This is a genomic window from Rhizobium chutanense (genome assembly GCF_002531935.1).
Taxonomy (GTDB): domain Bacteria; phylum Pseudomonadota; class Alphaproteobacteria; order Rhizobiales; family Rhizobiaceae; genus Rhizobium; species Rhizobium chutanense.
In genome coordinates this window covers 1-24,800 of the sequence record NZ_NWSV01000031.1, presented here as the reverse complement: position 1 = coordinate 24,800, position 24,800 = coordinate 1, and the positions used below count along the sequence as shown (strand labels likewise).

Below are 24,800 nucleotides of genomic sequence, written 5' to 3'. Positions count from 1 at the left end.
CATGTATCGCCATTCTTAATGCGTCCAAACCTCAAGGGAGCTGAAGATGAGCAATGCAACGCAGAGTGAAATCCCCGCCGAATCCATGAGAATGCGACCGGTCGACACCAAGCTCGAAGTGGTCGTCATCCCCGTTTCCGACGTCGACCGCGCCAAACGTTTCTACGACGGCCTGGGCTGGAGGCTCGATGCCGATTTCGCCAACGACGCCGATTTCCGGGTGATCCAGTTTACTCCGCCGGGCTCCGGCTGCGCGATCATCTTCGGCAAGAACGTCACCGCCGCCGCCCCAGGCTCCGCGCAAGGGCTCTACCTGATCGTCTCCGACATCGAGGCGGCCAGGCGCGATCTTATCGCCCGCGACGTCGAGGTGAGCGAGGTCTTCCACGACGCATCGGGCGTCTATGCCGGCAAGGACGAGCCCTATCTCTTCGGCCGCCTGCGCATCGCCGGCCGCGATCCCGAACACCGCAGCTACCGTTCCTTCGCCTCGTTCAGGGATCCCGACGGCAATGGCTGGCTGTTCCAGGAGGTCACCACTCGCCTGCCCGGCCGCATCGACGCCGACGAAACGGCCTTCTCGACCTCGAACGACCTCGCCGCCGCACTGCGCCGCGCCGCTGAGGCCCACGGCGAACACGAGAAACGAAACGGCGGACAATACGACGAGAACTGGCCGGACTGGTACGCCGAATATATGGTCAGCGAACAGGCCGGGAGGCGATTGCCGTTGTAGCTGGCGGCAGGCGCCGGGAGCATCCGCCCTTCGAGCCCCTTGCGGGGCGGGGCTTCTTTTCCTTACCGGCGTGCCGTGTGGCACGCCCTCTCCTCTCTCATCCCAAGCCGCGCCCGCAGCCCACCAACTCACCGGTAGAACATATCCCTCCACTGCTTCTCGCCGATCAGGCAATCCGTCAGCGGCCCGGCTCCGGCGACCCTCTCCACCGTCGGCGGCGGGGACAGGCCGCTGATCTCCAGCACCAGCTTGCGGCGTACGGCGATGGCGAAATCCTCGATCTTGTGAACCGGCAGCACGAAGGCGCCGGGGCCGCCGATGACGCAATCGGCGTAATATTTGTCGAGCCCGCCGGGCGCATCGGAAGGGCGCAGCATGATGGCGAGGCCATTAATGATCATGCCTGACGCCACCGCCTTGTCGCGGACAGGCGTGACGGGATCGCCGGAGTTGTTCGGGCCGTCGCCGGAAACATCGATCACCTCGCGCCTGCCCTGGAAGGGACCGGTGGTGATCATACTGGCGCCCTGGTCGATGGCGGTCGAGATCGAGGTTCGCCGCTGGGTACCGATCGGCCGGGCGTCGAGCTTGTCGGCAAAGGCGATCGCATCCGCTTCGGTCTCGATCACCTGCCAGTCGATCACCGATTCCTGGACGACATAGCCTGCCCATTCGAAATAGCTGATGGCGATGCGGCCGGTGAGCCCGCTCCTCACCGCATCGATGAATTCCTTGTGCTTGAGTGCTTCGACATAACCCTCGCGCTGGATACCGATCTCCTCGACATCCATCGACCGCGAGGTGTCGACAGCAAGCACCAGCGTGACGTCGACTTCGTTGCCGCCGGCACCTGCGGCCGGTACGAGACTGGAAAGACCCATGAGCACCGCAAGTGTCGTCAGCATCCGCAAATCCCCACGCCATTCCCACGCGGGGAAACTGTAACACAGCTTGGCCGGCGGAAGGCGCCCGGCCGCGCGAGGGGCTTCAATTTTCGGTGATATCAGGGGTGGCGGCACGCCCTTTGCAGGTTGCCGTGATCGGCTGGCTTTCCCATGGTGCTCTTGAGCGTGCCTACTTCTCCTCCCTCATTCCTGTGCTCGTCACAGGAATCCAGTGCGCCCAAGTCCTTGGGCGCGGCAAACTCTTTGGAAGGACCTCTACTCACGGCGCAGACGCGCCGTGGCTGGATTCCTGTGACAAGCACAGGAATGAGAGAGGCAAGTCAGCGAATCCGCCTCGTCCTTCGAGGCTCCTGCGGGGCACCTTCAGGGTGAGGCTCTCTCGGTGGCGCCAAGCCGAACGCCCTCAATGCAAGGGCAGCCACAAGGGGGTCTTCCAAGCCTTCAGCGCTTCCAGAAAGACCTGCAATCTCGAGGGCAGGAAGCGCCGTGTGGGATAGACGGCATGGACGAAGATTTCCTCCGACGACCAGTCCGGCAGCAGGCGGATGAGTTCGCCGCTTTTGATCTGCTCGTCGCAATAGGTCGAAGGCAACAACCCGATGCCGTGCCCGCGACAGGTGAAAGCGCTCACCGCATCGAAATCCCGGCTCGATACCGACCCCGATACCTGCAGGCGAACCGATTTGCGCCCGCTCACCAGATGCCATTCCGCCTCGCCGTTGCGGCCGTTCAGCAGAACGCAACGATGGTCCTTCAGGTCTTCGGGCTTTGACGGGAGCACTCTGCCCTTCAGATAATCCGGTGTGGCGACCAGATAGCGCACGCTCTTGCCGAGCCGTTGCGCGACGATGGTCGAATCCTTGAGCTCGCCGAAGCGGATGCCGACATCGATATTCTCGGCGATCAGATCGAGGAACAGATTGGTGACGAAGAGATCGATCTGGATATCGGGATATGTCTTCAGGAAGGCAGAGACAAATTCGTAAAACACCTCCTGCCCGAAGATGACCGGTACGGAGATCTTCAGCAGACCTTCCGGTTTTCTCTGAGTTTCGCTGAGCACCTGCTCGGCATCCAGGATATGAGCGAGCGGCTCGCGGCATTGATCGTAATAGGCGCGGCCCTGCGCAGTCAGGCTGAGCTTGCGGGTCGTGCGCTGCAGCAGCGTCACGCCGAGCTGCTCCTCCAGCGACGTCACCTTCCGGCTGACCGTCGAGACCGGCATGCCAAGCGAATGGGCAGCGCGGCTGAAGCTGCCGTACTGCGCCACCTTCACGAACACGGCGATATCGTTGAGATCGGCCATGACCGATTTTTGCATAGGTGCAAAAGAGAATCCAGATATTTCCATCTAATCGAGGAATGGCGTTTTCGCCATATTCACCTTGCGAAAACAAGACAACCCGATGGAGGCGCGTTCGCAGCAGCCCCATCTCGAGCGACCCGTCCTTCACAAGCAAGGCCCGCCGCCCGAACCAATCTTTTGGAGATCAACATGAGTACGGCAAAAACAGTCATCGTCACCGGCGCCTCCCAGGGTATCGGGGCGGGCCTCGTCAACGCTTTCATCGCGCGCGGCTATAATGTCGTCGCCACCTCGCGCCAGGTCAGCGCTTCGGATGCCTTCAAGGCCTCAGACAAACTGGCCCTGGTCGATGGCGACATCGGCGATGCCGAAACCGCAGCGCGGGTGGCAAGAGCCGCAATCGACCGGTTCGGCTCGATCGATGGCCTCGTCAACAATGCCGGCATTTTCTTGGCCAAGCCGTTCGTCGATTTCACGATGGCGGACTTCAGGAAATTGTCCTCGACCAATCTCGAAGGCTTCATCCACCTGACCCAACTGGTCGTCAAGCAGATGCTCGCGCAGAAGTCGGGCGGCAGCGTCGTCAGCATCACCACGCCATTGACCGATCATCCGATCGCCGGCTTCTCCGCCTCGGTATCGATGATGACGAAGGGCGGCATCAACGCCATCTCGAAGAACCTGGCGATGGAATATGCGAACGACAAAATTCGCTTCAATATCGTGGCTCCGGGTGTGGTGGACACGCCGCTGCATAAGGACAATCCGAAGGATTTCCTGAGGACGCTGTCGCCGATCGCAGGCATATCGAATGTCGAGGAGATCGTCGACGCAGTCGTCTTTCTCACCGAAGCGCCGCGTGTAACCGGGGAGGTGCTGCACGTCGACGGCGGCGCACATCTGGGCAAATGGTAAACCATCAGAAGGCGTTGGCAGCCGGCGCAGAACGACGGCTGCAGGAACTCGGCATCACCCTTCCGCCGCCACCGACCCCTTTCGGGGCCTATGTCGAAGCGGTCCGGTCAGGCAAGCTGGTCTTCTTCAGCGGCATGCTGCCCGTCGTCGGCCACGAGCCGCGCTACATCGGCCGCGTCGGCGGTACGTTGACATCGGAGGACGGCAGGAAGGCGGCTGAAACGGCGACACTCAGCGCGCTGGCGGCCGCCAGGGACTATCTGGGCTCGCTGGACAGGGTCGTGAGAGTGGTCAAGCTCGGTGTCTACATCGCCACCGAAGGCGATTTCCGCGACCATCCGAAGGTTGCCGACGGGGCATCTGAAATGCTGCTTGCCGTCTTCGGCAAGGAAAAGCTCTCGGGCCGCGTCGTGCTCGGCGTCGCCAGCCTGCCCCTCGGCCTGCCGATCGAGCTTGAACTGGTCATTGAGGTCGAGGATTGAGTGAAGGGGCGTACTGACGCCGGCATCCTCCAACGGACGCCGGCGTCAGCAACTGATAAGCTCCAAGCGACAGCAATCCACTCTCACAGCGCCACCAACAGCAGCACATAAGCAATCACGCTCACCATCAGCCCGCGAAACGCAAAGGTGACGCAGCGGTATTTGTTGCGGGCGATGGCGGAGAGGATGTTGGCGTTTTCGAAATACTGGTCGAAGAGGTAACGCTCGTCGCGGCGAAGAGCGGCGTCGAAGAACATGTCGCGATGCTTGGGCCAGGCGCCCCAGAACAGCGAGGTGGAGGCGCCGAGGCGACGCGGCAGCACGACGAGAATCGCCGACAGAATGGAGAAGACCGAGGCTGCGGCAAGCAGGGCTGAGAACAGCATGCTGCCCGGCGCGTTGCCGGTGTAACGCGCCAGGCTGAAGACGGCCCTCACCTCGCTGGAGCTTACCAGAAAGGCGAGCATGAAAGTAAAGATATAGGCGGCTTTTTGATCGGATATCTTGATCTGATCGTAAAATATGTCGTTGATTTTCTTGATATGATCAAAATATTCGGCGCTGACGTCCCCGCTTGAGGGATTGCTCAGCATAACCTCAGTGGCACTTTCGAATTCGCTCACGTCAATACTCCACCACAAAAGTGTTTCCCTGATAGTACACTTTGGAACGAAAGCAAGAACACGTGTGCAACATGCTTGACTTTTTCCCTCTACACGGACAAAGGGGAAGCGCGGGTATGGGGTTGAGGTCATGCGGGGGCATTCCAAACACATCTTTCGCGCAGGCGTGGCGCTGGCGCTTGCACTGCCTGCTTTCGGGCGGCCTGCTATGGCCGATCCCGTGCAGCGGGCAACGCCGGTCGCCGGTTCCGTCATCGCCCGCAAGACCGGCGAAGAGGTCCGCTTCATCGACGTATCGGACTGGCGGATCGTCGACATCAACCAGGATCTTTTGACCGGCGACGTGCTGCGCACCAATGCCAACGGCCAGCTCGCCATCGTCTTTTCCGATCACACCCAGGTCCGCCTCGGCCGCAATTCCTCGCTGCAGGTCAAGAAGATGGCGGCGACCGGCGATACGGTGCTCAATCTCCAATCCGGCACCATCTGGGCACGCGCCGAGCGCGGCGGCCAGGGCCTGACGGTGGAGACGCCTGCCGCCGCCGCCGCTATTCGCGGCACGGACTGGACGATGACCGTCGACGGCGCCAAGACCTCGATGATCGTGCTCGAGGGCCGCGTGGCGCTCTCCAACCCGCAAGGCAGCGTCGAGGTCGGCGAGGGTGAAGGGGCGGTCGCCACCATCGGCCAGGCGCCGCACAAGATCATCAGCGTCAATCCTGACGACCGCGAGCAGATGCTCTTCTATCTGGACCTGCGCGACGGCTTCGACCTGATGCCGACCTCGCCCCTGCGGGCCGACCGCATGGCGACGGAGCGCCGCCGCCTGTTGGCACTGCCGCCGGAGCGCCGCACCACCGAAGACTGGCTGGAACTCGCCGAAGTGCAGAGCGCCTTCGACGGACGCCAGGCCGCGACCGCAACGCTGCAGAACATCCGCGGCCGCAAGCTGACGGCAGCCCAGCAGGCGCGCGTCGATCTGATCGACGCCACCATCGCCGGCTCCGAAAAGCGCTATGGCGATGCCGCCAAGCTCTTCCAGAAGGCGCTGCCGCATCTCGATCCGACACGCCGCAACATGGCGCAATATGGCGGCTATTTCGCCCGCTCGCTTGCCGATCCCAAGCATGCCGAGCCGCCGCCGGCCAATACCGCCGGCCCCTACGGCGCGATTATGCAGGCCTATACGACAGGCTTCCTGCAAAACCCGCGCGCCGCGCTCGAGATCATCAAGAAAGCCGAACAGCGTTATCCCGACGATCCGACCCTGCCGGCGGTCCGCGCCCAGCTGGCGCAGCTCACCGACGACCGCGAACAGATGAAGGAAGCGATCGAACGCTCGCTGGCGCTCGACCCCGACCATCCAATGGCGCTCTCCGCCCGCGCGAGCTACAAGGCGGTCTATCAGAGCGACATCAATGGCGCGCTTGCAGATCTGAACCGCGCCATCGAACTTGCCCCCGGCGCATCAGGCACGCTGAATTCGCTCGGCCTGCTGCAGAGTTCGCGCGACGCCAATGGCGAAGCGGAAAAGGCCTTCAGAAAGGCGATCGAACTCGATCCGCAGGACCCGCTGCTGCACGCGAACTTGGCAATACTCTATCTTGACCAGGGGCGGATGAAGGAGGCCAAGCGCGAGATCGATACGGCAATCGCCCTCGATCCATCCTTCGATCTCGTCCTGCTTGCCCGCGGCCGCTATTACCTGCAGACCGGCGAGCGCGACAAGGCACTGCAAGATCTGCTCGCCGCCAGCACGGCCAATCCGGCGCATTCGCAGTCGCAGTTGATGCTCGCCGCCGCCCATTACGAAAAGGGCGACCGTATCCCCTCACAGCAGGCGCTCGACAATGCCGACCGGCTCGACAAGAACGACCCGGTTATCTCGGCATTCCGCACCGCCGTCGATATCGACGATTACGACGCGGATGGCGCGATCCGCAACGCGCAGGAGTTCCTGCGCCGCTCGCGCGCCCGCGGCGGCGATTACAGCGGCCTCGGCGCCAATGCGAGCGCCGGCTCGACGCTGAACGACGCCTTCCGGCTGCAGGGGCTGGATGCCTGGGGCCGCTATTACGGCGATGCGGTTTTCGATCCCTTCCAAGGCAGCGGCTATATCGATCAGTCGATCAAGGGCAGTATCTTTCCTTTCGTCAACGCGACGAACTTCAGCGACGACAATATCATCCAGAACCGCGACAATGCGTCGAGCTATTCATCCTTCATCCAGGGCCTGCTGCTCTCTCCGCACATGCTGTCCGGCCGCTCGCGCTCGGCAACCCTATTCGACGTGCCCTTCATCGAAGGCTCGCTCGGCGGCGGCATCAACAGTGTCGACGGCCATACAAGGCGCATCGGCGAAGCCGATATCCAAGGCTATTCAAACGCGACGATCCCGATCAGCTTCTACGGCAATCTGACCTGGGAAGAGCTGGCGCTCGATCGCGACTACCGAGATTTCGGCGGCGTTCAGACAGACAACAAGCTGCTGGGCGCCAACGGTTATCTGACGGCAACGGTCACACCTGACGATCGGGTCGTAGCCTTCGTCAACCATGCCAAGAATGACGGAACGCTGAACGCTCAGACGCAGGGCACGGTGCTGACGGACCTGCTCAATCTTGCAGGCGTTCCGATCAGGACGATAGTAACATCGGAATATTTCGACCGCGATGTCGAGAACGAACTAACCAATGCCGGCATCGGCTGGAGCCACACCTTCGCCTATGAAAACATATTGAACGGTGCATTCCTCTATTCGGAGACCAGGTCGCGAACAGCAAGCTCTCTTCAAGCCGACGATGCGCCGCTTTTCCCTCTACCCGATCCAGACATCATTCCCGTCCTTGATGGGATCGAGGACATCTCATCCAAAACTTATATCGGGGCTCTCAGCCATTCCATCGGCAGCGGGCCGCTGACCTGGCGATACGGCATCGAGGGCGGCTGGACAGACACCAGTAAGACCATCTCATCCCACTCCTATGAAATCCTTCCTCTCTTCCCGGTCATCCCGGAAGTCATCAGCGATCCCAGCACCACCAACAACACCGTCAATATCGGCCGCGCCTATATCGATGTGCTGCACGAGATCACGCCCGATCTTAAGGGCGAATACGCCTTGTTCGCCACGCGGCTGGAGGGCGACGGCATTGATATCAGCCGGCTGGAGCCGCGCTTCGGCCTCGCCTGGACGCCGATTCAAAACCACTGGCTACGGGCCGCCTTCATGCGCCAGAGCTTTGATAGCGGAGTGCCGACCCTTGCCCCGATCGGCATACTCGGGCTGCAGGCCAACCAGTTCTCCGCCGATCCGCAAGGCTATACGGATACGGTCGCTCTGCAATGGGATGCCGAATGGACCGACCGCTTCTTCACTTCGGTCGAGTACCAGCATCAGGAACTGCACGATTTCTCGATCGATCTGCCGTTGATCTCGCTTCCATCGGACACCAGCCTGCCGCTCTCACGCGGCAGCATCGACCGCGCCGCCGTTACCGCCAATGTCGCGCTCGGACACGGTTTCGGTCTTTCGGCCACCTACGCCTACATGGATTCCGAAAACAAGGATCCAGGAACCTTCAACTACGGCGGCAACCTGCCCTATATACCGAAAAACTCAGGCCAGATCGCGCTGACCTGGGTCAACGAAGCCAAGGTCAAGGCGACGGTAGCTGCTAATTATGTCGGCGAGCGCGCTGGCGACGATCTCGGCACCAAGCTCGACGACTACTGGAGCCTCGACGCCCACCTGGTCTGGGAGCCGTTCGATAAGCGCGTCGAGCTGGAGGCCGCGGCCTATAACTTGCTCGACGAGGACTTCGAGATCACGCCCGGCGTGCCCGGCTGGGGCCGCGCCTTCAAGGGCACGCTCAAAGTCCGCTTCTGATGCGGGACAAACCTCGGCAGGCCAGGCAGATCACGAGCCGCCATCTCCGGCTGCTCGTGTTGTCGCTGACCACGCTGGTCGCCATCTCGCTGTTGTCGCGCCTGCCCGCCTGGACGCTGCTGGAGCTCAGAAGCTTCGATTATCTTTCGACTTTCGACGATCCGCGCCCGTCGCAGGACGGGCCTGTGATCGTAGCGATCGACGAGCCGTCGCTTGCCGATATCAACGCGCAATGGCCCTGGCCGCGCAGCCTGCATGCCGAGCTGGTGAGGCAGTTGCGCGCAGCCGGCGCCCGTGCCATCGGTCTCGATATCATCATGGCCGAGCCCTCGAATCCCGACAATGACGCGGCAATCACCGAGGCCGTCGGCGCCGACGTCGTGCTGGCCGGCGACGAAACGCTGATCGAGACGCCGCAGGCCTCGCAGCTGATCCGTGCCACACCGCTGCCGCAGTTGATCGAAGCGGGTGCGGTGACCGGCATCGCCTCGATCGATCTCAGCGGCGACGGCATCTTCCGGCGCATTCCGGGCTATGAGGACGGCTTTGCCGCGATGCTGGCGAAAACGTCGGGTGCGAGACACGCCTCCGTGCCGGCCGGTCAGCTCATCCAATCCTTAGGCCCGGCCCGCAGCTATCCCACCGTTTCCTATTACCAGGCGCTCGACCCTAAAAATCTGCTGCCGCCGGATTATTTCAAGGACCGTGTCGTGCTGGTCGGCCTCAGCCTGCAGAATGCGCCCGAGATCGACAAGCGCGGCGTCGATGCCTTTGCGACACCCTATACCGTTCACACCGGCAAGCTCGTTTCCGGCGTCGAGATCCAGGCGACAATCTACGACAATATCCGCCTCGGCCTGTCGATCGCCGAAGCCCGCCTGCCGACGGTCGCCGCCTGCATCCTGATCTCGGTGCTGCTGGCCGCCACGACGGTCTGGCGCTCGACCGGATGGCTGACGATCGTCACCAGTGCGGCCGCTCTGCTGGCTTTTGCGGCCGTCAGCTTTTCCGGCATCCGGCTTGCCCATGTCTTCGTCTCCCCGCTCGGGCCAACGGTCGCCTATATCTCCGTCGTCTTCGGCCAGGCCGCCTTCGATTTTGCCGAGGAGCGCCGCAACAAGCGCCAGATCACCCGCGCGTTCGCCCAGTATATCTCGCCGGATCTCGTCCGGCGCCTGTCGAACGACCCCTCCCAGCTGAAGCTCGGCGGCGAGCGGCGCACGCTCTCGGTGATGTTTTCGGACGTGCGCGGCTTCACCACCATCGCCGAAACGCTGAAGGACGATCCGGAGCAGCTGACTGGCCTGATCAACCGGCTGCTGACGCCGCTTTCCGACGTGGTGATGGATCACGGCGGCACGATCGACAAATATATGGGCGACTGCATCATGGCCTTCTGGAACGCGCCGCTCGACGATCCCGACCATGCGCTCCACGCCGTGCGCGCGTCGCTCGCGATGCAGGCGGCGATTTCGAGGCTGAATACGCAGCTGGAACGGGAGGCGGCCGCCCTTGGCCGCAAGCCGCACGTCCTGAAGATGGGCGTCGGCATCAACACCGGCGAATGCATCGTCGGCAACATGGGCTCGAACCGCCGCTTCGACTATTCCTGCCTCGGCGACAGCGTCAACCTCGCCTCCCGCCTCGAGGGCGCCTCGAAGAATTACGGCGTGGCGCTGCTGCTCGGCGAGGAGACGGCCAGGCTGGTCACTAAGACCTACACCGTCGTCGAACTCGACCGCATCATCGTCAAAGGCCGCACCGTCCCCTCGCCCATCTTCACCGTCGTGCACAAGGCCGATGCCGAAGCACTCGCCGCCCACCAGGCCTTCATCGACGCCAAATATGCCGGCGCGCTGGCGCCGTCCGATCCGGTCTTCGATACTCTGGCTGCCGATATTCCCGAGCTCGCCGGTTATTACGCGATCATGCGGGATGCGCTGACAGAAGGGGGGGAATGACGGGTCTGCGGGACGGGTAACGCCACCGGTGGCATCTCGCGACCCCAAGCGGTCAATATCGGGGGATCTCAATCGCCTGCAATCTGCTGCTTCTCGATGTCGAATCCATAGGCCCGCTGAACGAGCGCAACGCGAATCTCATATCGGGAATACCAGTCTTGGCGTCCTCGACGTTGTGCCTCGAGGTGATCGACGACAGACTTCCAACTGCGGATGCTTGCTTCGTCCTTCCAATAAGAGATCAATATCCCGAAGCCGTCTGCTCCACGAGCGCTTTCGAAACCAAGATAGCCCGGCTGTCGACTTGCGAGTTCGGTCATTGCGTAACCCATCTCACCATAACCATCGTCTATCTCGGTTCGCTGAGACGTAAAGCTCACCATGTAATATGGAGGTTCCGGTAGAGAAGAAATGCGCATCGAGCATCTCGCTTGTAACCGATAGACAGGCGGTTCGACCACACTCTCAGAGATTGCAGGTGGATTCAAGCGCGACCAAAAACAACCATTCCAAAGCTTTCGGTCGAGCAGTAGCTATCTAGTCGGACGTTTATCGATCGTATGGAGATTGGTCGGCGCGCCGTGCAGCATTACCTCGCGTTCGAAACGGAAGCCGCATTTCTCAAGAATCCGCTTTGAAGCGGCATTGGCCGAGCGGACCAACCCCATCACACGGTCCGCATGCAGGTCGTCAAAGGCAAACGCCAGGGTTTCTTTGACCAGTTCCGTGGCATATCCCCGCCCCCAGCTTTCGGGCTGCAGATGATAGGAAAGATTGAGGCCATCGAAATCTCTGGAAATGGTCACGCCGCCGAAACCGATCAACGCATCCTCCGTCTCGGCCGCCCAGCGCCCGAAGCCGTGCTCTTTCCAATGCTTGATATCGCGCGCAAGCCGCGCCGCACTTTCTTCCGGCGAGTCCGGCCGGGGCACGGGCCGATGCGCGACCAATTCCGGCCGTGAAAAAAGTTCGGTCAGGAAATGAATATCCGCCGGCTCAGGAATTCTGAGCCTCAACCTCGTCGTCTGCCTCATTGCCGGCGACGCAGCGCCATTGAATTCTCTTTCGCGCATCTCTCATCCAGTTCCGAAAACCGATTCGTACCTATCAGGATGTCACATCTCGACGGGCATCTGCTTATCGGTATCCAACACCCTAGCGATCCGCCGCCCGCAGCCTCGCAATTTCAGGCGCAACGACTGCAATGAACAGCCCGGGATCGCCGAGCGCCCTCGCCGAAAGCATCGCCCCATGGACCGAGGCCATCAGCATTTGCGCCTGCTCTTCCGGCCGCTTGTCCAGCCGGAACAGGCCCTGCTCGACTCCGGCCTGCAGCACCGAGGTCAACCATGCGGCCAGCCCCTGGAAATGGGTGCGGACGCTTGAGGCGACCTCGTCGGGCAGCATCTGCATTTCGCTGGCGAGCATCGCGCAGACGCAGAAAGGCTGCGAGGCGTCGCGAATGCATGTGTTCCAATAGTTGATGTAGAGATGCAGCTGATCGGCGGGACTTGCAGCCTGCTCGCGCAGCGACTGCAGACCCGCCTCCGCCTGCTTGACGTAACGATCCACCAGCACCGAGACCAGCTCGGCTTTTGTCGGAAAATGATGGTGGATGCTGGCCTTCCGGATGCCGATCGCAGCCGAGATATCGGCATAGCTGAAGCCGTTATAGCCGCCCGCCACGATGAGCGACTGGGCGATGTCGAGAATTTTGTCGGACGTCGAAGCCGTTGATTTCATAGCGTCGCCTACCTTCTGGTAGGCAGATTGTCAAGTCTTTCGCTGCCCCACCGGCATCACAAGAAGGTGTGCGATCGCGGCGTTGACTCTCATTTTCAATCTACCTACTAGTAGGCAGGCAATACAAAGGAACCTGCCGATGCAAACTCAATCTTCCCTCCAGTCCAACTGGCTGAGATCCTATTATTTCACCCGCGCCGCCTTCTCGGTGATCTGGATTGCCGCCGCCATTCTCCTTGCCGGACAGCCAAGCGCCGTGGCTTTTCTGCTGGTGGTCTATCCCCTGTGGGATGCGCTGGCCAATCTGGTCGACGCCAGGGTCAATGGCGGCCTTCAGGCCAATCCGTCTCAGACGTTGAATGTCGCCGTCAGCACCGTCACGGCGCTCGCCGTCGCCATCGCGCTCGGCCACAGTACCTACGCGGTCCTTGCCGTGTTCGGGGCCTGGGCGATCCTGTCGGGCCTGTTGCAGCTCTATACCGGCGTAAGGCGCTGGCGCACCTATGGCGCCCAATGGGTCATGATCCTGAGCGGCGCGCAATCGGCTCTTGCCGGCGGCTTCATGATCAGCCAGTCCTTTGCCGCCGCTGCACCGACGATCCTCGATATCGTGCCCTATGCCGGCTTCGGCGCCTTCTACTTTCTGCTGTCCTCGATCTGGCTCGTCCTCGCAGCCCGTCGCAAGGCACATGCATAGGCGCTGCCGATCGGCGCGGCGGCGATCTGAACTATTGCCGCCGCAGCTCATTCCCACGCTCCCGGCGGAGATTTGCGGGAGACGACCACCTTCTTTCGCGCTATGAAGAGTAGTCAGAATTCCCGCCCATAGACCCCGAGGTCACTCCCATGGCTTTGAACGTTCTCTTCATTGGCGGCACCGGCCAAATCTCCCAGCCATGCGTCGAACGCGCCGTTGCCGAGGGCCACCATGTCAGCGTCTTCAATCGCGGCTTGAGAAGTGCGGCCTTGCCCGCCGGGGTGACATCGATCGTCGGGGAGCTCGGATCGGACACCTACGCCGATCTCGCCAAAGCCAATTATGATGTCGTCTGCCAGTTCATCGCCTTCACCAGGGATGAGGTGGCGCGCGATATCGAAGTCTTCTCGGGCAATTGCGGCCAGTACATCTTCATCTCCTCGGCCTCGGTCTATGAAAAACCGCCGCGTCATTACGTGATCACCGAAGAGACGCCGGCGATCAATCCCTACTGGCCCTACAGCCAGGCCAAGATTGCCTGCGAGGAGCTGCTCCAGAAATCCGGCAATCTCGCCTGGACGATCGTCCGCCCCAGCCATACCGTTCGCACCGGCCTGCCGATCATGATGGGCGACAGCGACATCATGGCGAGGCGCATGCTGGACGGCGAGCCCATCATCGTGGCCGGCGACGGCCACACGCCCTGGACGCTCACCCGCTCAATCGATTTCGCCGTGCCTTTCGTCGGGCTATTCGGCAAGGAGGCGGCGCTGAAAGAGATTTTCCACATCACCTCCGACCGCGCCCACATCTGGAACGACATCCAGAAGACCATCGCAAGATTGCTGGGCGTCGAGGCAAGGATCGTCCACGTGCCGACGGACACGCTGATCAGATACAATCCGGAGTGGATCGGCCCCCTCCTCGGCGACAAGGCCTGGACGGCCATCTTCGACAATTCGAAGGTCAAGCGCGTCGCTGGCGACTTCACCTGCGCCGAGAGCCTCGATGAAATCCTGGCCGACTCGATCATGCACCTCAAGCAGCGCCTGGCGAAGAGCCGGCCGCCGAGGGGTGAACTGGATGCCCTGATCGACAGGATTTGCGCGGAGCAAGGTGCGCTTGGTTAGTTTGGTTGGTTCGAAGGACTTGGCGCCCGCGATTGGTACAAAATTGCCGTGATGCTTCGACCGCCATCGGCGCGCCACGCAGACGTGGTTACATCTCTTAACTGCCGGCACACCCGCCTTGCCTTCGAGGCTCCCTCGGAACACCACGGTAAGGCTCTCTTACTCCAGCCGCCGCGCCTCCAACGGAGCGTCCTGCCTGAAACCGTCGAAGCAACGCCCGCCATGCAGGGCAAGCTCCCGGTCGGCCAAGGCGAGGAATCGGGCGCCGTCACCCTGCACCGCCAACCGGAACGCCACGTCGAATTCCGCCGCCAATCGCGCATCGAGCTTCTTCATCAGGCGCGGCGCCCATTTGCCGCGGCCGGCCCAGACGCCACGTCCGAGCAGGATCAGGTCGGCGAGCTTCTGGTAGAGAGCCGCGGCGATGGCGGCGATCTCTCCGGGCGGGCGGGCGCCGCGCAGGTCATCGGCCAGATCGGTGACCTGATAGCGCAGCATGTCATAGTTCGGGCCATCGAGAGGCTTCGGTCCTACCGCCAGCACTTCCGCCGCTTTCGCCTGGATGAGGCGGGCGCGCTCGATGTCAGGCCCGACGATGCTGCCCGTCGCAACCATGTTGACCATGATGGCATAGCCGCTGTCTGCATCTGCATGGAGATAATGCGCCAGCGTCTGCGGATCGTGGACGAAGGCCTCGACCGGAAAGCCGTCTTCGGTGAAGGATTCCCGCCAGGCTCTGTCGAGCGAGGGGAAGACGACGACGAGATCGATATCCGAAAAGGCGGTCCCCTCGCCGCGCATGATGGAACCGGAGACGTAGGTGAAAGCGGCCCCGGCATAACGGCTGGCGAGACAAAGGCGGGCGGCGGCGAGCGCCCGTTCGGCAAGAATCTGTTTCTGGAGTTCGTCCACGATCTCATCCTCGAATGCGGAAGACGAGCGGCAACAAAAAACCCGCTCGTTTCCGGCGGGTTGGTGTCTTCTGCTATGAACGGAATTCAGTTCACGCGTCCGCCACCCACCGCCGAACGGTGGTCGTAGACGTCGTGGAAACTGCAAAAATCCTGCTCATGAAGGTAAGTTATCGCCCGTCGGCAACAGCGTCAATCCGCCAAGCACGCTTCCCCGCCGCACTGTTTTCCGTCTAAGATGAGCCCAAAGACTCGCAAAAGGAAGGCCCGCCATGCCCCATCCCGTCACCGTCATTCCGCGTCCCGCACCGGTTCTGCTGCCGGTGGACGGCAGCGACGAGCGATTTCCGGTGCGCCGCGTCTATTGCGTCGGGCGCAATTATGCCGACCATGCGATCGAGATGGGCCATGATCCCAGCCGGGAGCCGCCCTTCTTCTTCCAGAAGAATGCCGACAACCTGCTGCCGGCTGGCAATGCTTTTCCCTATCCGCCGCTCTCGAACGACGTGCATTACGAGGTCGAATGCGTTCTGGCGCTGAAATCCGGCGGCGCTGACATTCAGGCCGCAGACGCGCTCGACTGCATTTACGGCTATGCCGTCGGCATCGATTTCACCCGTCGTGACCTGCAGGGCGAGGCAAAGAAGCTCGGCCGCCCCTGGGAGGTCGGCAAGGCCTTCGAACATTCCGCCCCTGTCTCGCCGATCGTTCCGGCAAGCCGCATCGGCCACCCCTCGCAGGCAAGGATCTGGCTGGAACAAAACGGCCGCCGAGTCCAGGACGGCGATCTCAACCAGATGATCTGGAAGGTGCCGGAGATCATCGCCGAACTGTCGAAGCTCTTCACCCTCGCACCGGGTGATGTCATCATGACCGGCACGCCGGCCGGCGTCGGTGCGGTCGCCAGGGGTGATCGCATCAGTTGCGGCATCGACGGCATCGCCACCCTATCGGTCGAGGTCGTCTGAGGAGAGAGCCATGCCCGTCTACGCGCTCGGCAGATCGGCGCCGAAACTGCCCGCTGCCGGACTTTATTGGATTGCACCGGATGCCCATGTCATCGGTCAGATCGAACTCGGCAAGAGTGTCGGCATCTGGTTCGGCGCCGTGCTGCGCGGCGACAACGAAAAGATCACGATCGGTGAAGGCACCAACGTCCAGGAAGGTGTGATGGCCCATACCGACATGGGCTTCCCGCTGACGACAGGCAAAGGCTGCACCATCGGCCACCACGCCATCCTTCACGGCTGCACCCTGGGCGACAACGTGCTGATCGGCATGGGCGCCACCATCCTGAACGGCGCGAAGATCGGCAACAACTGCCTGGTTGGAGCCAATGCGCTGGTGACCGAAGGCAAGGAATTCCCCGATAATTCCCTGATCGTCGGAGCGCCTGCCCGCGTCGTGCGCGTGCTCGACGCGGCGGCCATCGAGGCCATTCGCCGCTCGGCCGAAAACTACGTCGCCAACTGGCAGCGCTTCGCTCGCGACCTCAAACAGATCGGATGACGTAGGCAACTCGAGACGGCGGCCAGCCCGACGCGCTCAAGCCGCACGCCACCGCAATAGCAGCCCAGGGCTGCTTTCGTCGAAAAACCGCCCTACTCCGCAGCTTCCAGAAATTGGCTGTTTCGCGAGGAAGCGGCAAGCGCCTGGACCCTGGCTTCGGCCTTGGCGATCAGCTGATAGAATTCGTCCTGCGCTTCGACATCCAGTTGGATGACGGCGTTGACGTCGTCAGGCGTATCGCAAACGCAGGCGACCGCCGAAATAGGACAGATGCCGCCGGGATAACGCTTGCCGGTGCCGGTATAGGCTCGGCGGCTCCAACGCTCGGAATAGACCGTCTCTTCCCGCTCGAGATGCAGGATCGTTCCCTTGCAAGCGGTCACGATAGCCGCCTTGCCGTAAGCGAACCAATGATAGTTCAGCTTCCGGAGAATATATTTGCCGGTGATATCCTCGCCAGCCAGTTCGGCAGGGTTTTCTATCATTCTGATCATGACGGCTTCCTCAACGTTTAAGCAATATCCGTCATGTCGTCGCGCGCGGCAAGCCGAAAAACGCAGCTTTTGGAGACACTTAGTCACAAAGTGTTTCCGATTCTTACACCAAATACTCCCCGAACGGTTCGCCGCCGACACAATTCTTCGTCGAATTTACCGCTACCTGCTACCAATTTCGCGGCTGGATGAGGTGGCGACGTCAGCATCCTGGCGCCGCGTCGGGTTCCAGGTCAGGAGAACTCTCCGGCGCGGGGACCGGCAAGTGTCACGCGCCAACCCGTTCGCGATTGGAAATCCTGGGTGGCCAGAAACGTATAGCCGGTGGCGCGCCATGGCTTCACGGCACCGGTCAGATTGTCGAGGACATAATCGCCGGCGCCCGTCCGGGCAACGAGAACCACATGGTTTTGATCATGCGGTCCGATGACCACGGAAAGCGCCAACCTGTTCGATGGATAACCGGCCTCGATCAGGTCCTTCATCTTCTGGAGAGCGTAGTCCTCGCAGTCGCCACGGCCGCCAACCGGCAGAGACCAGACATCCCCGTTTCCGGAAGACGAGCGATCTTCTGCCGAAACGATACGTCCGTTTACGGCACGATTGACCTTTTGAAGCAGCCCAATGGCCGCCTGTTCGTCCAATTGTTGCGCCGCCATCCTGCCGCACAGCCACTTGTACCTGGCGCACGCCCCGGCGAATCCCACCGGTGCGCCGATGCTTCGGGTCACAGGCAGCGACGATCCGGCAACCGCCTGAAAATGCGGAATAATTACCAAAAGGACAGCAAGAGAAAGGAGACGCTTCATGGCCGATTCGCCCTGTTCATAGCGGAAGGATAGCACAGTCAGTATAAAAATTTATTAAAATTTTATACTTGAGAATTTAACTGTATTAAATGATTGAAACAGGTTAACCATTCTTTATTCTTCGCATTAATTCATTATTAGTATAAATGATCTCCCCATTAACGCTCGGTTAACCTTGGGAGACGATTGAAATGATCAGCAGAGCAGCGAAATTCAGCGTCGCTGTTGCTTCCCTTCTGGCAAGCAGCAGTCTGGCAACGGCGGCCCCGGCAGTCGTCAATTGCAACACCGCAGTTCGCGGCACACTCGAATACAGGCTGTGCATGCCGACCAGGGCAATTCAGGCCGATAACAAATTCAGTCCCAACGATAGCGATCACGGCAGCCAAAATGCTGGCGGCGGCAAGAAAACTTCCAGCACCGGCTCGGTCGCCAGCAATGGGAATGATGGCGATAACGGTGATGGCAATACCGATAGCGGCGGCAACGGCGACGGTGTTGATCAAGGCGACGACACCGGCGGAAACGATCAAGACCCCGGCGGCGATGGCCACCACGGAAAAGACCACCACCACGGCAAGGATGGCAAGGGCCACCATGGAGAGGACGATCACCACGGCAAGGACCGCGATGATCATGGCGGCGGCAAGGGCGAAAAAGACCGCGACCACGGCAAGGATGGCAAGGGCCACCACGGAAAAGACGATCACCACGGCAAGGACCGCGATGATCATGGCGGCGGCAAAGGCGAAAAAGACCGCGACCACGGTAAGGATGGCAAGGGCAAGGGCGACGAAGACGGCCCCGGCAAGAACGACAATGACGGTCCCGGCAAGAGCGACAATGGCGGTTCCGGCAAGGGCGATAATGGCGGCTCAGGCAAGAGCGACAACGGCGGTTCCGGCAAGGACGATGATGGCGGCTCAGGCAAGAACGACAATGGCGGTTCCGGCAAGAACGACAATGACGGTTCCGGCAAGAACGACAATGACGGTTCCGGCAAGAGCGATAACGGCGGCTCGGGCAAGAGCGACAATGGCGGTTCCGGCAAGAGCGACAATGGCGGTTCCGGCAAGAGCGATAACGGCGGCTCGGGCAAGAGCGATAACGGCGGCTCGGGCAAGAGCGACAACGGCGGCTCAGGCAAGAGCGACAACGGCGGTTCTGGCAAGAGCGACAATGGCGGCTCGGGCAAGAGCGACAATGGCGGTTCCGGCAAGAGCGACAATGGCGGTTCCGGCAAGAGCGACAATGGCGGCTCCGGCAAGAGCGAAAATGGCGGCTCCGGCAAGAGCGACAATGGCGGCTCCGGCAAGAGCGACAATGGCGGCTCCGGCAAGAGCGACAACGGCGGCTCGGGCAAGAGCGACAATGGCGGCTCCGGCAAGAGCGACAATGGCGGCCAGAGCAAGAGCGACAATGGCGGCCAGAACAAAGGCTGACCTAACGCTGGCCGGGGTTAAACTCGACCGGCGAAAGTACGCAAAAGATGAGGCCGGTTTTCCGGCCTCATCCTTTGTCACGTTGGGTATCCGTCGGCTCCATCACTTTCACGAGATAACGGGAAGACCCTTTGCAGACGGAGCCATTCATCGCGCGGACGCGCGATGGTTCGTTTCCTGCGACAAGTGCAGTAATGAGAGAGGTGAAGCGACCTGATCCGGCCCGCGCGCCTTACGCCGCACAGGCCTCGCACAGACCGCGGATCTCGATCGTCGTCTTCTCGGGCTTGAACTTCTGCCCGCGCACCCAGCCCATCAGCCGGTGGTCGACCTCATGATCGTGGAACTCCATCACCTGACCGCAGCTTTCGCAGATGGCGAAGGCGACGATGCCATGGCTGTGGCAATCGTCGCCCGGATGGGCGCAGGCGACGAAGGAATTGATGCTTTCCAGCCGGTGCACGACGCCATATTCGAGCAGCTTCTCGAGCGCTCGGTAGACCTGCAGCGGCGCGCGAAACCCGTGATCGCGCAGCTTGTCGAGGATGGTGTAGGCGCTGAGCGGCCCTTCGGCCTTTTCGAGCACGTCGAAGACCAACGACTGGTTCTTGGTAAGTTGCGGTGTCGTCATGAGCCTTTTCCTTGCATGACCGCGCGACGGCGCCGGGGAAGCAGGCTGAGGATGAAGAGGATCAGCGCCGCGACCACGATCGAGGGACCGGAGGGCGTGTCGTAAGTGAGTGAGCCGAACAGCCCGCCGACCACGGCCGCCGCCCCGATCAGCGAGGCGAGCACCGCCATGATCTCCGGCGTCGACGAAAAACGGCGTGCCGCCGCTGCAGGGATGATCAGCAGTGAGGTGATCAGCATGATGCCGACGATCTTCATGGCAATCGCGATGACGACGGCCATCAAAAGCATGAAGAACAGCCGCGCCCGCTCAGGTCTGAGCCCCTCGGCCTCGGCAAGCTCGGCATTGACGGTGGCCGCGAGCAGCGGCCGCCACAGCCAGGCCATTGCGGCGAGCACGAAGAGCCCTCCGCCCCAGATCAGCACGATGTCGGTCGTCGAAACGGCAAGGATATCGCCAAACAGGAAGGCGATGAGATCGATCCGCACCCAGCTCATGAAGGCGACCATGACGAGGCCGATCGCCAGCGTGGCGTGCGAGAGGATGCCGAGCAGCGCGTCGGCCGACAGCGCCTGGCGCTTCTGCAGGAAAAGCAGCAGCACCGATACGAGAGCGGCGACGGCGAAGACGGCCAGCGTCAGGTTGAGCTCCAGGAGCAGCGACAGTGCGACGCCCAGCAGCGCAGAATGGGCGATCGTATCGCCGAAATAGGCCATGCGCCGCCAGATGATGAAGCAGCCGAGCGGCCCCGTCGTCAGCGCCAGCCCGACGCCGGCAAGGATGGCGCGCACAAAGAAATCGTCAAGCATGGCGATCTCCCGCTGCATTCTCATGGGCCTGCGGATGGGCGTGGTCATGTCCGGCATGCCCGTGGCTATGTCCGGCGTGATCGTGATCATGCTGATGACTGTGGTCATGCGCGTGCGCATGGCCGCCGTCGTGGGCGTGATGTCCGTCAGCGGCGTGGCAATGATCGGTAACCGTGCCGTCGGCATGCTGCACACGCCCGTCCGGCAGATGCGTATGATCGTGATGATGGCTGTAGACGGCCAGCGTCTGCGCCGCCCGGCTGCCGAACAGGCGCACATATTCCGGGCTGCGGCTGACGGATTCCGGCGTGCCGCGGCAGCAGACATGGCCGTTCAGGCAGATGACGGTGTCGGTCTCGGCCATGACGACATGGAGATCGTGCGAGATCAGCAGGATGCCGCAGCCGCTGGCGTTGCGGATCGACTTGATGAGATCGTAAAGCGCGATCTCGCCGGAGAAATCGACCCCCTGCACCGGCTCGTCGAGCACCAGCAAATCGGGTTTGCGGGCAATGGCGCGGGCCATCAGCGCCCGTTGGAATTCGCCCCCGGAGAGGTGCTGCACCTCGGCATCCAGCATATGGTCGATGCCGGCGGCTTCGAGCGCAGCACGCATGTCGCGCTCCGGCAGCGGGCCGGTCAGTGTCATCAACCGGCGCACCGAAAGCGGCAGCGTCCAGTCGATCGCAAGCTTCTGCGGGACATAGCCGACCTTCAGGCCGGACTTGCGCTCCACCCTGCCCTCATCCGGCTTCAGCACGCCGATCGCCGCCTTGGCGCTCGTCGACTTGCCGGAGCCGTTCGGCCCGATCAGCGTGACGATCTCGCCGCGCGAGACGGAAAATTCGACACCGCGCACCAGCCAGCGGCCGCCGCGCAGGACGCCGACATTCTCGAGCGAAACCAGCCGTTCACCCTTCGTATTTGCGGGAGAGAGCATCAAATTTTCCGAAAGTCCTGTTGCGTCCTGCTATCGCACACGTTATAGCATAACGCAATTGATGTAATAACATAACAATTGTAATTCAAGCGGAGCATGTCATGAAACGCGCCCTGGGGCCGGCCCTGAAAACCCTGGCCCGCAGAATTCCGGCGGCCCTTGCACCCGCTTTGGCAATCCCCGCCTTGGCAATCCCCGCCCTCCTCTTTGCCGGCAGCATGCGAGCCGCCGATGCACCCCTCGTCGTCACCTCGATCAAGCCCGTTCATTCGCTGGTCTCAGCGATCATGCAGGGTGTCGGCGAACCGCAGCTGATCGTCGACGGCGCCGCCTCGCCGCACACCTACAATCTCAAGCCCTCCAACGCCCGCGCGCTGCAGGACGCCAAGGTAATCTTCTGGGTCGGCCCCGGTCTCGAAGCCTTCCTCGAAAAGCCATTGCAGGCGCTGGGCGCGGATGCCAGCGTCGTCGAGCTCGACAATGCCCCGGGCCTGATCAAGCTGCCTTTCCGCGAGGGCGGCGCTTTCGAGCCGCATGACGACGGTGATGCCGCGGAGCACGAAAGTGCCTCCGACGGTCACGATCATGCCACTGATGAGCATGACCACGGCGCCTTCGACACGCATCTCTGGCTCGACCCGATGAATGCCAAGGCCATGGCCATGATGATCACCACGACGCTGGTCGCAGCCGATCCTGCCAATGCGCTGACCTATCAGGCCAATGCCAAGGCACTGGACGACAAGCTGACCGCGCTCGACAAGGAGCTCGCCGCCACCGTCGCTCCGGTCAAGGCCAAGCCCTTCATCGTCTTCCACGACGCCTACCAGTATTTCGAGCATCGCTACGGCATCCGCGTCGCCGGCTCGATCACCGTCAGCCCGGAAACCATTCCCGGCGCCGAGCGCGTTTCGGAAATCCACCGCAAGGTCGGCGAGCTCGGCGCCACATGCGTCTTCGCCGAACCGCAATTCGAGCCGCGCCTGATCGATGTCGTCATCGAAGGCACCCGGGCCAAATCCGGTGTGCTCGATCCCGAGGCCGCGACGCTCAAGGCAGGCCCCGATCTCTACTTCACCCTCATGCGCGGCATTGCCGACAGCATGAAGGCTTGTCTCTCCAGCGCATGAAACCATGTGCCGCGCCGCGCGTCCTGCCGGACACGTGACGCTCTGGAGAGAGCCGAGGCGGAAAGAGGCGGATGACCCCGTTCCGCCTTTTTTCGGCCCAACGATTGTAATGATATAACATTTACATCCATTCGATGAGGTTTCCATGGACGACAGACTTCCGGTCACGGTGCTTTCAGGCTTTCTCGGCGCCGGCAAGACGACGCTGCTCAACCACGTGCTCGCCAATCGCGAGGGCCTGCGCGTCGCCGTTATCGTCAACGACATGAGCGAGGTGAATATCGACGCCAGCCTGGTGCGCGACGGCGGCGCCAATCTCTCACGCACCGAGGAGCAACTGGTCGAGATGACCAATGGCTGCATCTGCTGCACGCTGCGCGACGACCTTTTGAAGGAGGTGCGCAATCTCGCCATCCAGGGCCGGTTCGACTATCTGCTGATCGAATCCACCGGCATCGCCGAGCCCCTGCCCGTCGCCACGACCTTCGAATTCCGCGACGAGAACGGCCAGAGCCTCGCCGATGTCGCAAGGCTCGATACGATGGTGACGGTCGTCGATGCCGCCCATCTGCTCGCCGATTATGCCTCGGCCGATTTCCTCGCCGACCGCGGCGAGACGGCAGGCGACGGCGACAACAGAACCATCGTCGACCTGCTGGTCGAGCAGATCGAATTCGCCGATGTCGTCGTGCTGAACAAGGTCGGCACGGCGAGCGAGGCGGAACGCGACGCCGCACGCAAGATCATAACCGGCCTCAACCCGGATGCGAGACTGATCGAAGCGGATTTCGGCAAGGTGGCGCTCGCCGACGTGCTCGGCACCGGCCGCTTCGATATCGATAAAGCCGAGACCCATCCGCTCTGGTACAAGGAATTGCACGGCTTCCGCGATCATGTGCCGGAGACCGAGGAATACGGCATCCGCTCCTTCGTCTATCGTGAAAAGCGGCCCTTCCATCCGGCAAAATTGCAGGCCTTTCTCGACAGGACCTGGCCGGGCGTGGTGCGCGCCAAGGGCTTCTTCTGGCTGGCGACGCGCCCGCATCACGTCGGCGAGATCAGCCAGGCGGGCGCGATCGTGCGCACCGGCAAGATGGGTCTTTGGTGGGCTTCCGTGCCGCGCGAACAATGGCCCGAGGAAGCAGGCTTCATGCGCGCCATCGGCCCCTATCTCGACCCCGTCTGGGGCGACCGCCGCCAGGAAATCGTCTTCATCGGTGCCGACCCGATGGACGAAGCCTGGATCAGGCAGGAACTCGACGCCTGTCTCATCAGGACGGATGTCTTTGCCCCGGAGCGCTGGCGCGATCTGCCCGACCCCTTCGCCAGCTGGAGCCGCCAGGCGGCATGAAGGCGACGGCAATCAAACCCTACCGCTGTTCCTGCCAGGAATGCGATCCCCTGCCGCCGATCGAGGGGCTGCATCCGCTGACCTATGAGCCGGACACCGAGGCTGAAACCTCCAAGCCAAAGGGACTTCTTAACATCATCGTTGAGCGGGTGATGCCTTTACGCCGGCTGGGTTAGGCGATCATAGCCGACACGGCGAGTTTGGCGCAAACGCCGCCCCACCCTCCCTCATTCCCTTCCTCGGGGCTTGGCCCGAGGAGGAGGTGTCCTCCGTAGGCCAGGTCGAGTTTGGCGCGAACGCCAACCTCACTCTCCGTCATCCCAGGCCTTGATGTAAAGCCCGGATACATACCTGACAGATGTTCGGAGACATGCCTGACAGTTCCGG

At 61.9% G+C, this 24,800-nt stretch carries 25 protein-coding genes; 13 read left to right on the top strand and 12 right to left on the bottom strand.

All coding sequences use genetic code 11. From position 1 onward, the window contains the following. The first annotated feature begins 46 nt into the window (after positions 1-46). Positions 47-736 carry a VOC family protein gene (locus CO666_RS28930; RefSeq protein WP_097615451.1) on the top strand — a complete coding sequence of 230 codons (690 nt, stop codon included), beginning with the start codon at positions 47-49 and terminating at the stop codon, positions 734-736. A gap of 128 nt (positions 737-864) precedes the next feature. Here the strand turns inward: CO666_RS28930 and CO666_RS28925 are convergent, their stop codons facing one another. Then, positions 865-1,641 carry a DUF1194 domain-containing protein gene (locus CO666_RS28925; RefSeq protein WP_097615450.1) on the bottom strand — a complete coding sequence of 259 codons (777 nt, stop codon included), beginning with the start codon at positions 1,639-1,641 and terminating at the stop codon, positions 865-867. A 403-nt stretch (positions 1,642-2,044) separates the two neighbouring features. Further along, a complete protein-coding gene (locus tag CO666_RS28915) occupies positions 2,045-2,947 on the bottom strand; it encodes a LysR family transcriptional regulator (protein ID WP_097615484.1) in 903 nt (300 codons plus the stop codon). 189 nt (positions 2,948-3,136) lie between these two features. Between CO666_RS28915 and CO666_RS28910 the strand changes: the two genes are divergently transcribed. After that, the gene (locus CO666_RS28910; RefSeq protein WP_097615448.1) at positions 3,137-3,862 is read left to right on the top strand and encodes an SDR family NAD(P)-dependent oxidoreductase; all 726 of its coding nucleotides are present in this window, start codon (positions 3,137-3,139) and stop codon (positions 3,860-3,862) included. Continuing rightward, positions 3,856-4,344, top strand: coding sequence for a RidA family protein (locus tag CO666_RS28905; protein WP_097615447.1), 489 nt, complete (start codon positions 3,856-3,858; stop codon positions 4,342-4,344). Before CO666_RS28910 ends, CO666_RS28905 begins: the two co-directional genes overlap by 7 nt. Before the next feature lie 83 nt (positions 4,345-4,427). Here CO666_RS28905 and CO666_RS28900 read toward each other — a convergent pair whose 3' ends face one another. Beyond that, positions 4,428-4,967, bottom strand: coding sequence for a Pycsar system effector family protein (locus CO666_RS28900; RefSeq protein ID WP_097615446.1), 540 nt, complete (start codon positions 4,965-4,967; stop codon positions 4,428-4,430). 130 nt (positions 4,968-5,097) lie between these two features. Here CO666_RS28900 and CO666_RS28895 point away from each other — a divergent pair, with 130 nt between their 5' ends. Together CO666_RS28895 and CO666_RS28890 are read left to right on the top strand one after the other, a co-directional pair. Beyond that, a complete protein-coding gene (locus tag CO666_RS28895; protein WP_097615445.1) occupies positions 5,098-8,856 on the top strand; it encodes a FecR domain-containing protein in 3,759 nt (1,252 codons plus the stop codon). After that, complete coding sequence (locus tag CO666_RS28890; RefSeq protein WP_097615444.1) at positions 8,856-10,817, top strand: CHASE2 domain-containing protein; 1,962 nt, start codon at positions 8,856-8,858, stop codon at positions 10,815-10,817. The genes CO666_RS28895 and CO666_RS28890 overlap by 1 nt, the downstream gene beginning before the upstream one ends. Before the next feature lie 68 nt (positions 10,818-10,885). Here CO666_RS28890 and CO666_RS28885 read toward each other — a convergent pair whose 3' ends face one another. From CO666_RS28885 to CO666_RS28875, 3 genes are all read right to left on the bottom strand, one after another. Next, positions 10,886-11,236, bottom strand: coding sequence for an antibiotic biosynthesis monooxygenase family protein (locus CO666_RS28885; protein WP_097615443.1), 351 nt, complete (start codon positions 11,234-11,236; stop codon positions 10,886-10,888). Positions 11,237-11,350: 114 nt separating this feature from the next. Beyond that, complete coding sequence (locus CO666_RS28880; protein ID WP_097615442.1) at positions 11,351-11,890, bottom strand: GNAT family N-acetyltransferase; 540 nt, start codon at positions 11,888-11,890, stop codon at positions 11,351-11,353. An 82-nt stretch (positions 11,891-11,972) separates the two neighbouring features. After that, positions 11,973-12,560, bottom strand: a complete 588-nt coding sequence (locus tag CO666_RS28875; RefSeq protein WP_097615441.1) for a TetR/AcrR family transcriptional regulator — start codon at positions 12,558-12,560, stop codon at positions 11,973-11,975. A gap of 139 nt (positions 12,561-12,699) precedes the next feature. Here CO666_RS28875 and CO666_RS28870 point away from each other — a divergent pair, with 139 nt between their 5' ends. After that, positions 12,700-13,257 (top strand): DUF308 domain-containing protein, encoded by a 558-nt coding sequence (locus tag CO666_RS28870; protein WP_097615440.1) that lies wholly within the window; start codon positions 12,700-12,702, stop codon positions 13,255-13,257. A gap of 149 nt (positions 13,258-13,406) precedes the next feature. After that, positions 13,407-14,387: an SDR family oxidoreductase gene (locus CO666_RS28865; RefSeq protein WP_097615439.1), complete on the top strand. Its 981-nt coding sequence runs from the start codon at positions 13,407-13,409 to the stop codon at positions 14,385-14,387. Positions 14,388-14,546: 159 nt separating this feature from the next. On the opposite strand, the gene CO666_RS28860 is transcribed toward CO666_RS28865, so the two are convergent. Then, a complete protein-coding gene (locus CO666_RS28860) occupies positions 14,547-15,299 on the bottom strand; it encodes a nucleotidyltransferase domain-containing protein (RefSeq protein ID WP_097615438.1) in 753 nt (250 codons plus the stop codon). A gap of 271 nt (positions 15,300-15,570) precedes the next feature. Between CO666_RS28860 and CO666_RS28855 the strand changes: the two genes are divergently transcribed. Together CO666_RS28855 and CO666_RS28850 are read left to right on the top strand one after the other, a co-directional pair. Then, positions 15,571-16,266: a fumarylacetoacetate hydrolase family protein gene (locus CO666_RS28855; RefSeq protein ID WP_097615437.1), complete on the top strand. Its 696-nt coding sequence runs from the start codon at positions 15,571-15,573 to the stop codon at positions 16,264-16,266. A 10-nt stretch (positions 16,267-16,276) separates the two neighbouring features. Beyond that, positions 16,277-16,807 carry a gamma carbonic anhydrase family protein gene (locus CO666_RS28850; RefSeq protein ID WP_097615436.1) on the top strand — a complete coding sequence of 177 codons (531 nt, stop codon included), beginning with the start codon at positions 16,277-16,279 and terminating at the stop codon, positions 16,805-16,807. A gap of 92 nt (positions 16,808-16,899) precedes the next feature. Here the strand turns inward: CO666_RS28850 and CO666_RS28845 are convergent, their stop codons facing one another. After that, positions 16,900-17,301, bottom strand: a complete 402-nt coding sequence (locus CO666_RS28845; RefSeq protein WP_010069264.1) for a hypothetical protein — start codon at positions 17,299-17,301, stop codon at positions 16,900-16,902. A 233-nt stretch (positions 17,302-17,534) separates the two neighbouring features. After that, positions 17,535-18,110: a transglutaminase-like cysteine peptidase gene (locus CO666_RS28840; RefSeq protein WP_097615435.1), complete on the bottom strand. Its 576-nt coding sequence runs from the start codon at positions 18,108-18,110 to the stop codon at positions 17,535-17,537. A gap of 191 nt (positions 18,111-18,301) precedes the next feature. Between CO666_RS28840 and CO666_RS34685 the strand changes: the two genes are divergently transcribed. After that, positions 18,302-19,552, top strand: a complete 1,251-nt coding sequence (locus CO666_RS34685) for a hypothetical protein (RefSeq protein ID WP_245436883.1) — start codon at positions 18,302-18,304, stop codon at positions 19,550-19,552. A 232-nt stretch (positions 19,553-19,784) separates the two neighbouring features. On the opposite strand, the gene CO666_RS28830 is transcribed toward CO666_RS34685, so the two are convergent. From CO666_RS28830 to CO666_RS28820, 3 genes are read right to left on the bottom strand one after another with little or no spacing between them, the layout of a single operon-like run. Continuing rightward, entirely contained in the window at positions 19,785-20,183 is a 399-nt protein-coding gene (locus CO666_RS28830; RefSeq protein ID WP_003564680.1) for a Fur family transcriptional regulator, read from the bottom strand. Continuing rightward, positions 20,180-20,992 carry a zinc ABC transporter permease subunit ZnuB gene (gene znuB / locus CO666_RS28825; protein ID WP_097615434.1) on the bottom strand — a complete coding sequence of 271 codons (813 nt, stop codon included), beginning with the start codon at positions 20,990-20,992 and terminating at the stop codon, positions 20,180-20,182. Before znuB ends, CO666_RS28830 begins: the two co-directional genes overlap by 4 nt. Further along, entirely contained in the window at positions 20,985-21,932 is a 948-nt protein-coding gene (locus tag CO666_RS28820) for an ATP-binding cassette domain-containing protein (RefSeq protein WP_097615433.1), read from the bottom strand. Before CO666_RS28820 ends, znuB begins: the two co-directional genes overlap by 8 nt. Before the next feature lie 101 nt (positions 21,933-22,033). Here CO666_RS28820 and CO666_RS28815 point away from each other — a divergent pair, with 101 nt between their 5' ends. The 3 genes from CO666_RS28815 (at position 22,034) to CO666_RS28805 (ending at position 24,589) form a co-directional block, all read left to right on the top strand. Then, positions 22,034-23,062: a zinc ABC transporter substrate-binding protein gene (locus CO666_RS28815; RefSeq protein ID WP_097615432.1), complete on the top strand. Its 1,029-nt coding sequence runs from the start codon at positions 22,034-22,036 to the stop codon at positions 23,060-23,062. 145 nt (positions 23,063-23,207) lie between these two features. Further along, complete coding sequence (gene zigA / locus CO666_RS28810; RefSeq protein ID WP_097615431.1) at positions 23,208-24,413, top strand: zinc metallochaperone GTPase ZigA; 1,206 nt, start codon at positions 23,208-23,210, stop codon at positions 24,411-24,413. Continuing rightward, complete coding sequence (locus CO666_RS28805; RefSeq protein ID WP_097615430.1) at positions 24,410-24,589, top strand: hypothetical protein; 180 nt, start codon at positions 24,410-24,412, stop codon at positions 24,587-24,589. Before zigA ends, CO666_RS28805 begins: the two co-directional genes overlap by 4 nt. Positions 24,590-24,800 lie beyond the last annotated feature (211 nt).

What these genes read in the sequence shown, in the direction of transcription:
- CO666_RS28930 (WP_097615451.1), top strand. Translation starts at nt 47, where the DNA reads ATGAGCAATGCAACGCAGAGTGAAATCCCCGCCGAATCCATGAGAATG.
- CO666_RS28925 (WP_097615450.1), bottom strand. Translation starts at nt 1,641, where the DNA reads ATGCTGACGACACTTGCGGTGCTCATGGGTCTTTCCAGTCTCGTACCG.
- CO666_RS28915 (WP_097615484.1), bottom strand. Translation starts at nt 2,947, where the DNA reads ATGGCCGATCTCAACGATATCGCCGTGTTCGTGAAGGTGGCGCAGTAC.
- CO666_RS28910 (WP_097615448.1), top strand. Translation starts at nt 3,137, where the DNA reads ATGAGTACGGCAAAAACAGTCATCGTCACCGGCGCCTCCCAGGGTATC.
- CO666_RS28905 (WP_097615447.1), top strand. Translation starts at nt 3,856, where the DNA reads ATGGTAAACCATCAGAAGGCGTTGGCAGCCGGCGCAGAACGACGGCTG.
- CO666_RS28895 (WP_097615445.1), top strand. Translation starts at nt 5,098, where the DNA reads ATGCGGGGGCATTCCAAACACATCTTTCGCGCAGGCGTGGCGCTGGCG.
- CO666_RS28890 (WP_097615444.1), top strand. Translation starts at nt 8,856, where the DNA reads ATGCGGGACAAACCTCGGCAGGCCAGGCAGATCACGAGCCGCCATCTC.
- CO666_RS28885 (WP_097615443.1), bottom strand. Translation starts at nt 11,236, where the DNA reads ATGCGCATTTCTTCTCTACCGGAACCTCCATATTACATGGTGAGCTTT.
- CO666_RS28880 (WP_097615442.1), bottom strand. Translation starts at nt 11,890, where the DNA reads ATGCGCGAAAGAGAATTCAATGGCGCTGCGTCGCCGGCAATGAGGCAG.
- CO666_RS28875 (WP_097615441.1), bottom strand. Translation starts at nt 12,560, where the DNA reads ATGAAATCAACGGCTTCGACGTCCGACAAAATTCTCGACATCGCCCAG.
- CO666_RS28870 (WP_097615440.1), top strand. Translation starts at nt 12,700, where the DNA reads ATGCAAACTCAATCTTCCCTCCAGTCCAACTGGCTGAGATCCTATTAT.
- CO666_RS28865 (WP_097615439.1), top strand. Translation starts at nt 13,407, where the DNA reads ATGGCTTTGAACGTTCTCTTCATTGGCGGCACCGGCCAAATCTCCCAG.
- CO666_RS28855 (WP_097615437.1), top strand. Translation starts at nt 15,571, where the DNA reads ATGCCCCATCCCGTCACCGTCATTCCGCGTCCCGCACCGGTTCTGCTG.
- CO666_RS28850 (WP_097615436.1), top strand. Translation starts at nt 16,277, where the DNA reads ATGCCCGTCTACGCGCTCGGCAGATCGGCGCCGAAACTGCCCGCTGCC.
- CO666_RS28845 (WP_010069264.1), bottom strand. Translation starts at nt 17,301, where the DNA reads ATGATCAGAATGATAGAAAACCCTGCCGAACTGGCTGGCGAGGATATC.
- CO666_RS28840 (WP_097615435.1), bottom strand. Translation starts at nt 18,110, where the DNA reads ATGAAGCGTCTCCTTTCTCTTGCTGTCCTTTTGGTAATTATTCCGCAT.
- CO666_RS34685 (WP_245436883.1), top strand. Translation starts at nt 18,302, where the DNA reads ATGATCAGCAGAGCAGCGAAATTCAGCGTCGCTGTTGCTTCCCTTCTG.
- CO666_RS28830 (WP_003564680.1), bottom strand. Translation starts at nt 20,183, where the DNA reads ATGACGACACCGCAACTTACCAAGAACCAGTCGTTGGTCTTCGACGTG.
- znuB (WP_097615434.1), bottom strand. Translation starts at nt 20,992, where the DNA reads ATGCTTGACGATTTCTTTGTGCGCGCCATCCTTGCCGGCGTCGGGCTG.
- CO666_RS28820 (WP_097615433.1), bottom strand. Translation starts at nt 21,932, where the DNA reads ATGCTCTCTCCCGCAAATACGAAGGGTGAACGGCTGGTTTCGCTCGAG.
- CO666_RS28815 (WP_097615432.1), top strand. Translation starts at nt 22,034, where the DNA reads ATGAAACGCGCCCTGGGGCCGGCCCTGAAAACCCTGGCCCGCAGAATT.
- zigA (WP_097615431.1), top strand. Translation starts at nt 23,208, where the DNA reads ATGGACGACAGACTTCCGGTCACGGTGCTTTCAGGCTTTCTCGGCGCC.
- CO666_RS28805 (WP_097615430.1), top strand. Translation starts at nt 24,410, where the DNA reads ATGAAGGCGACGGCAATCAAACCCTACCGCTGTTCCTGCCAGGAATGC.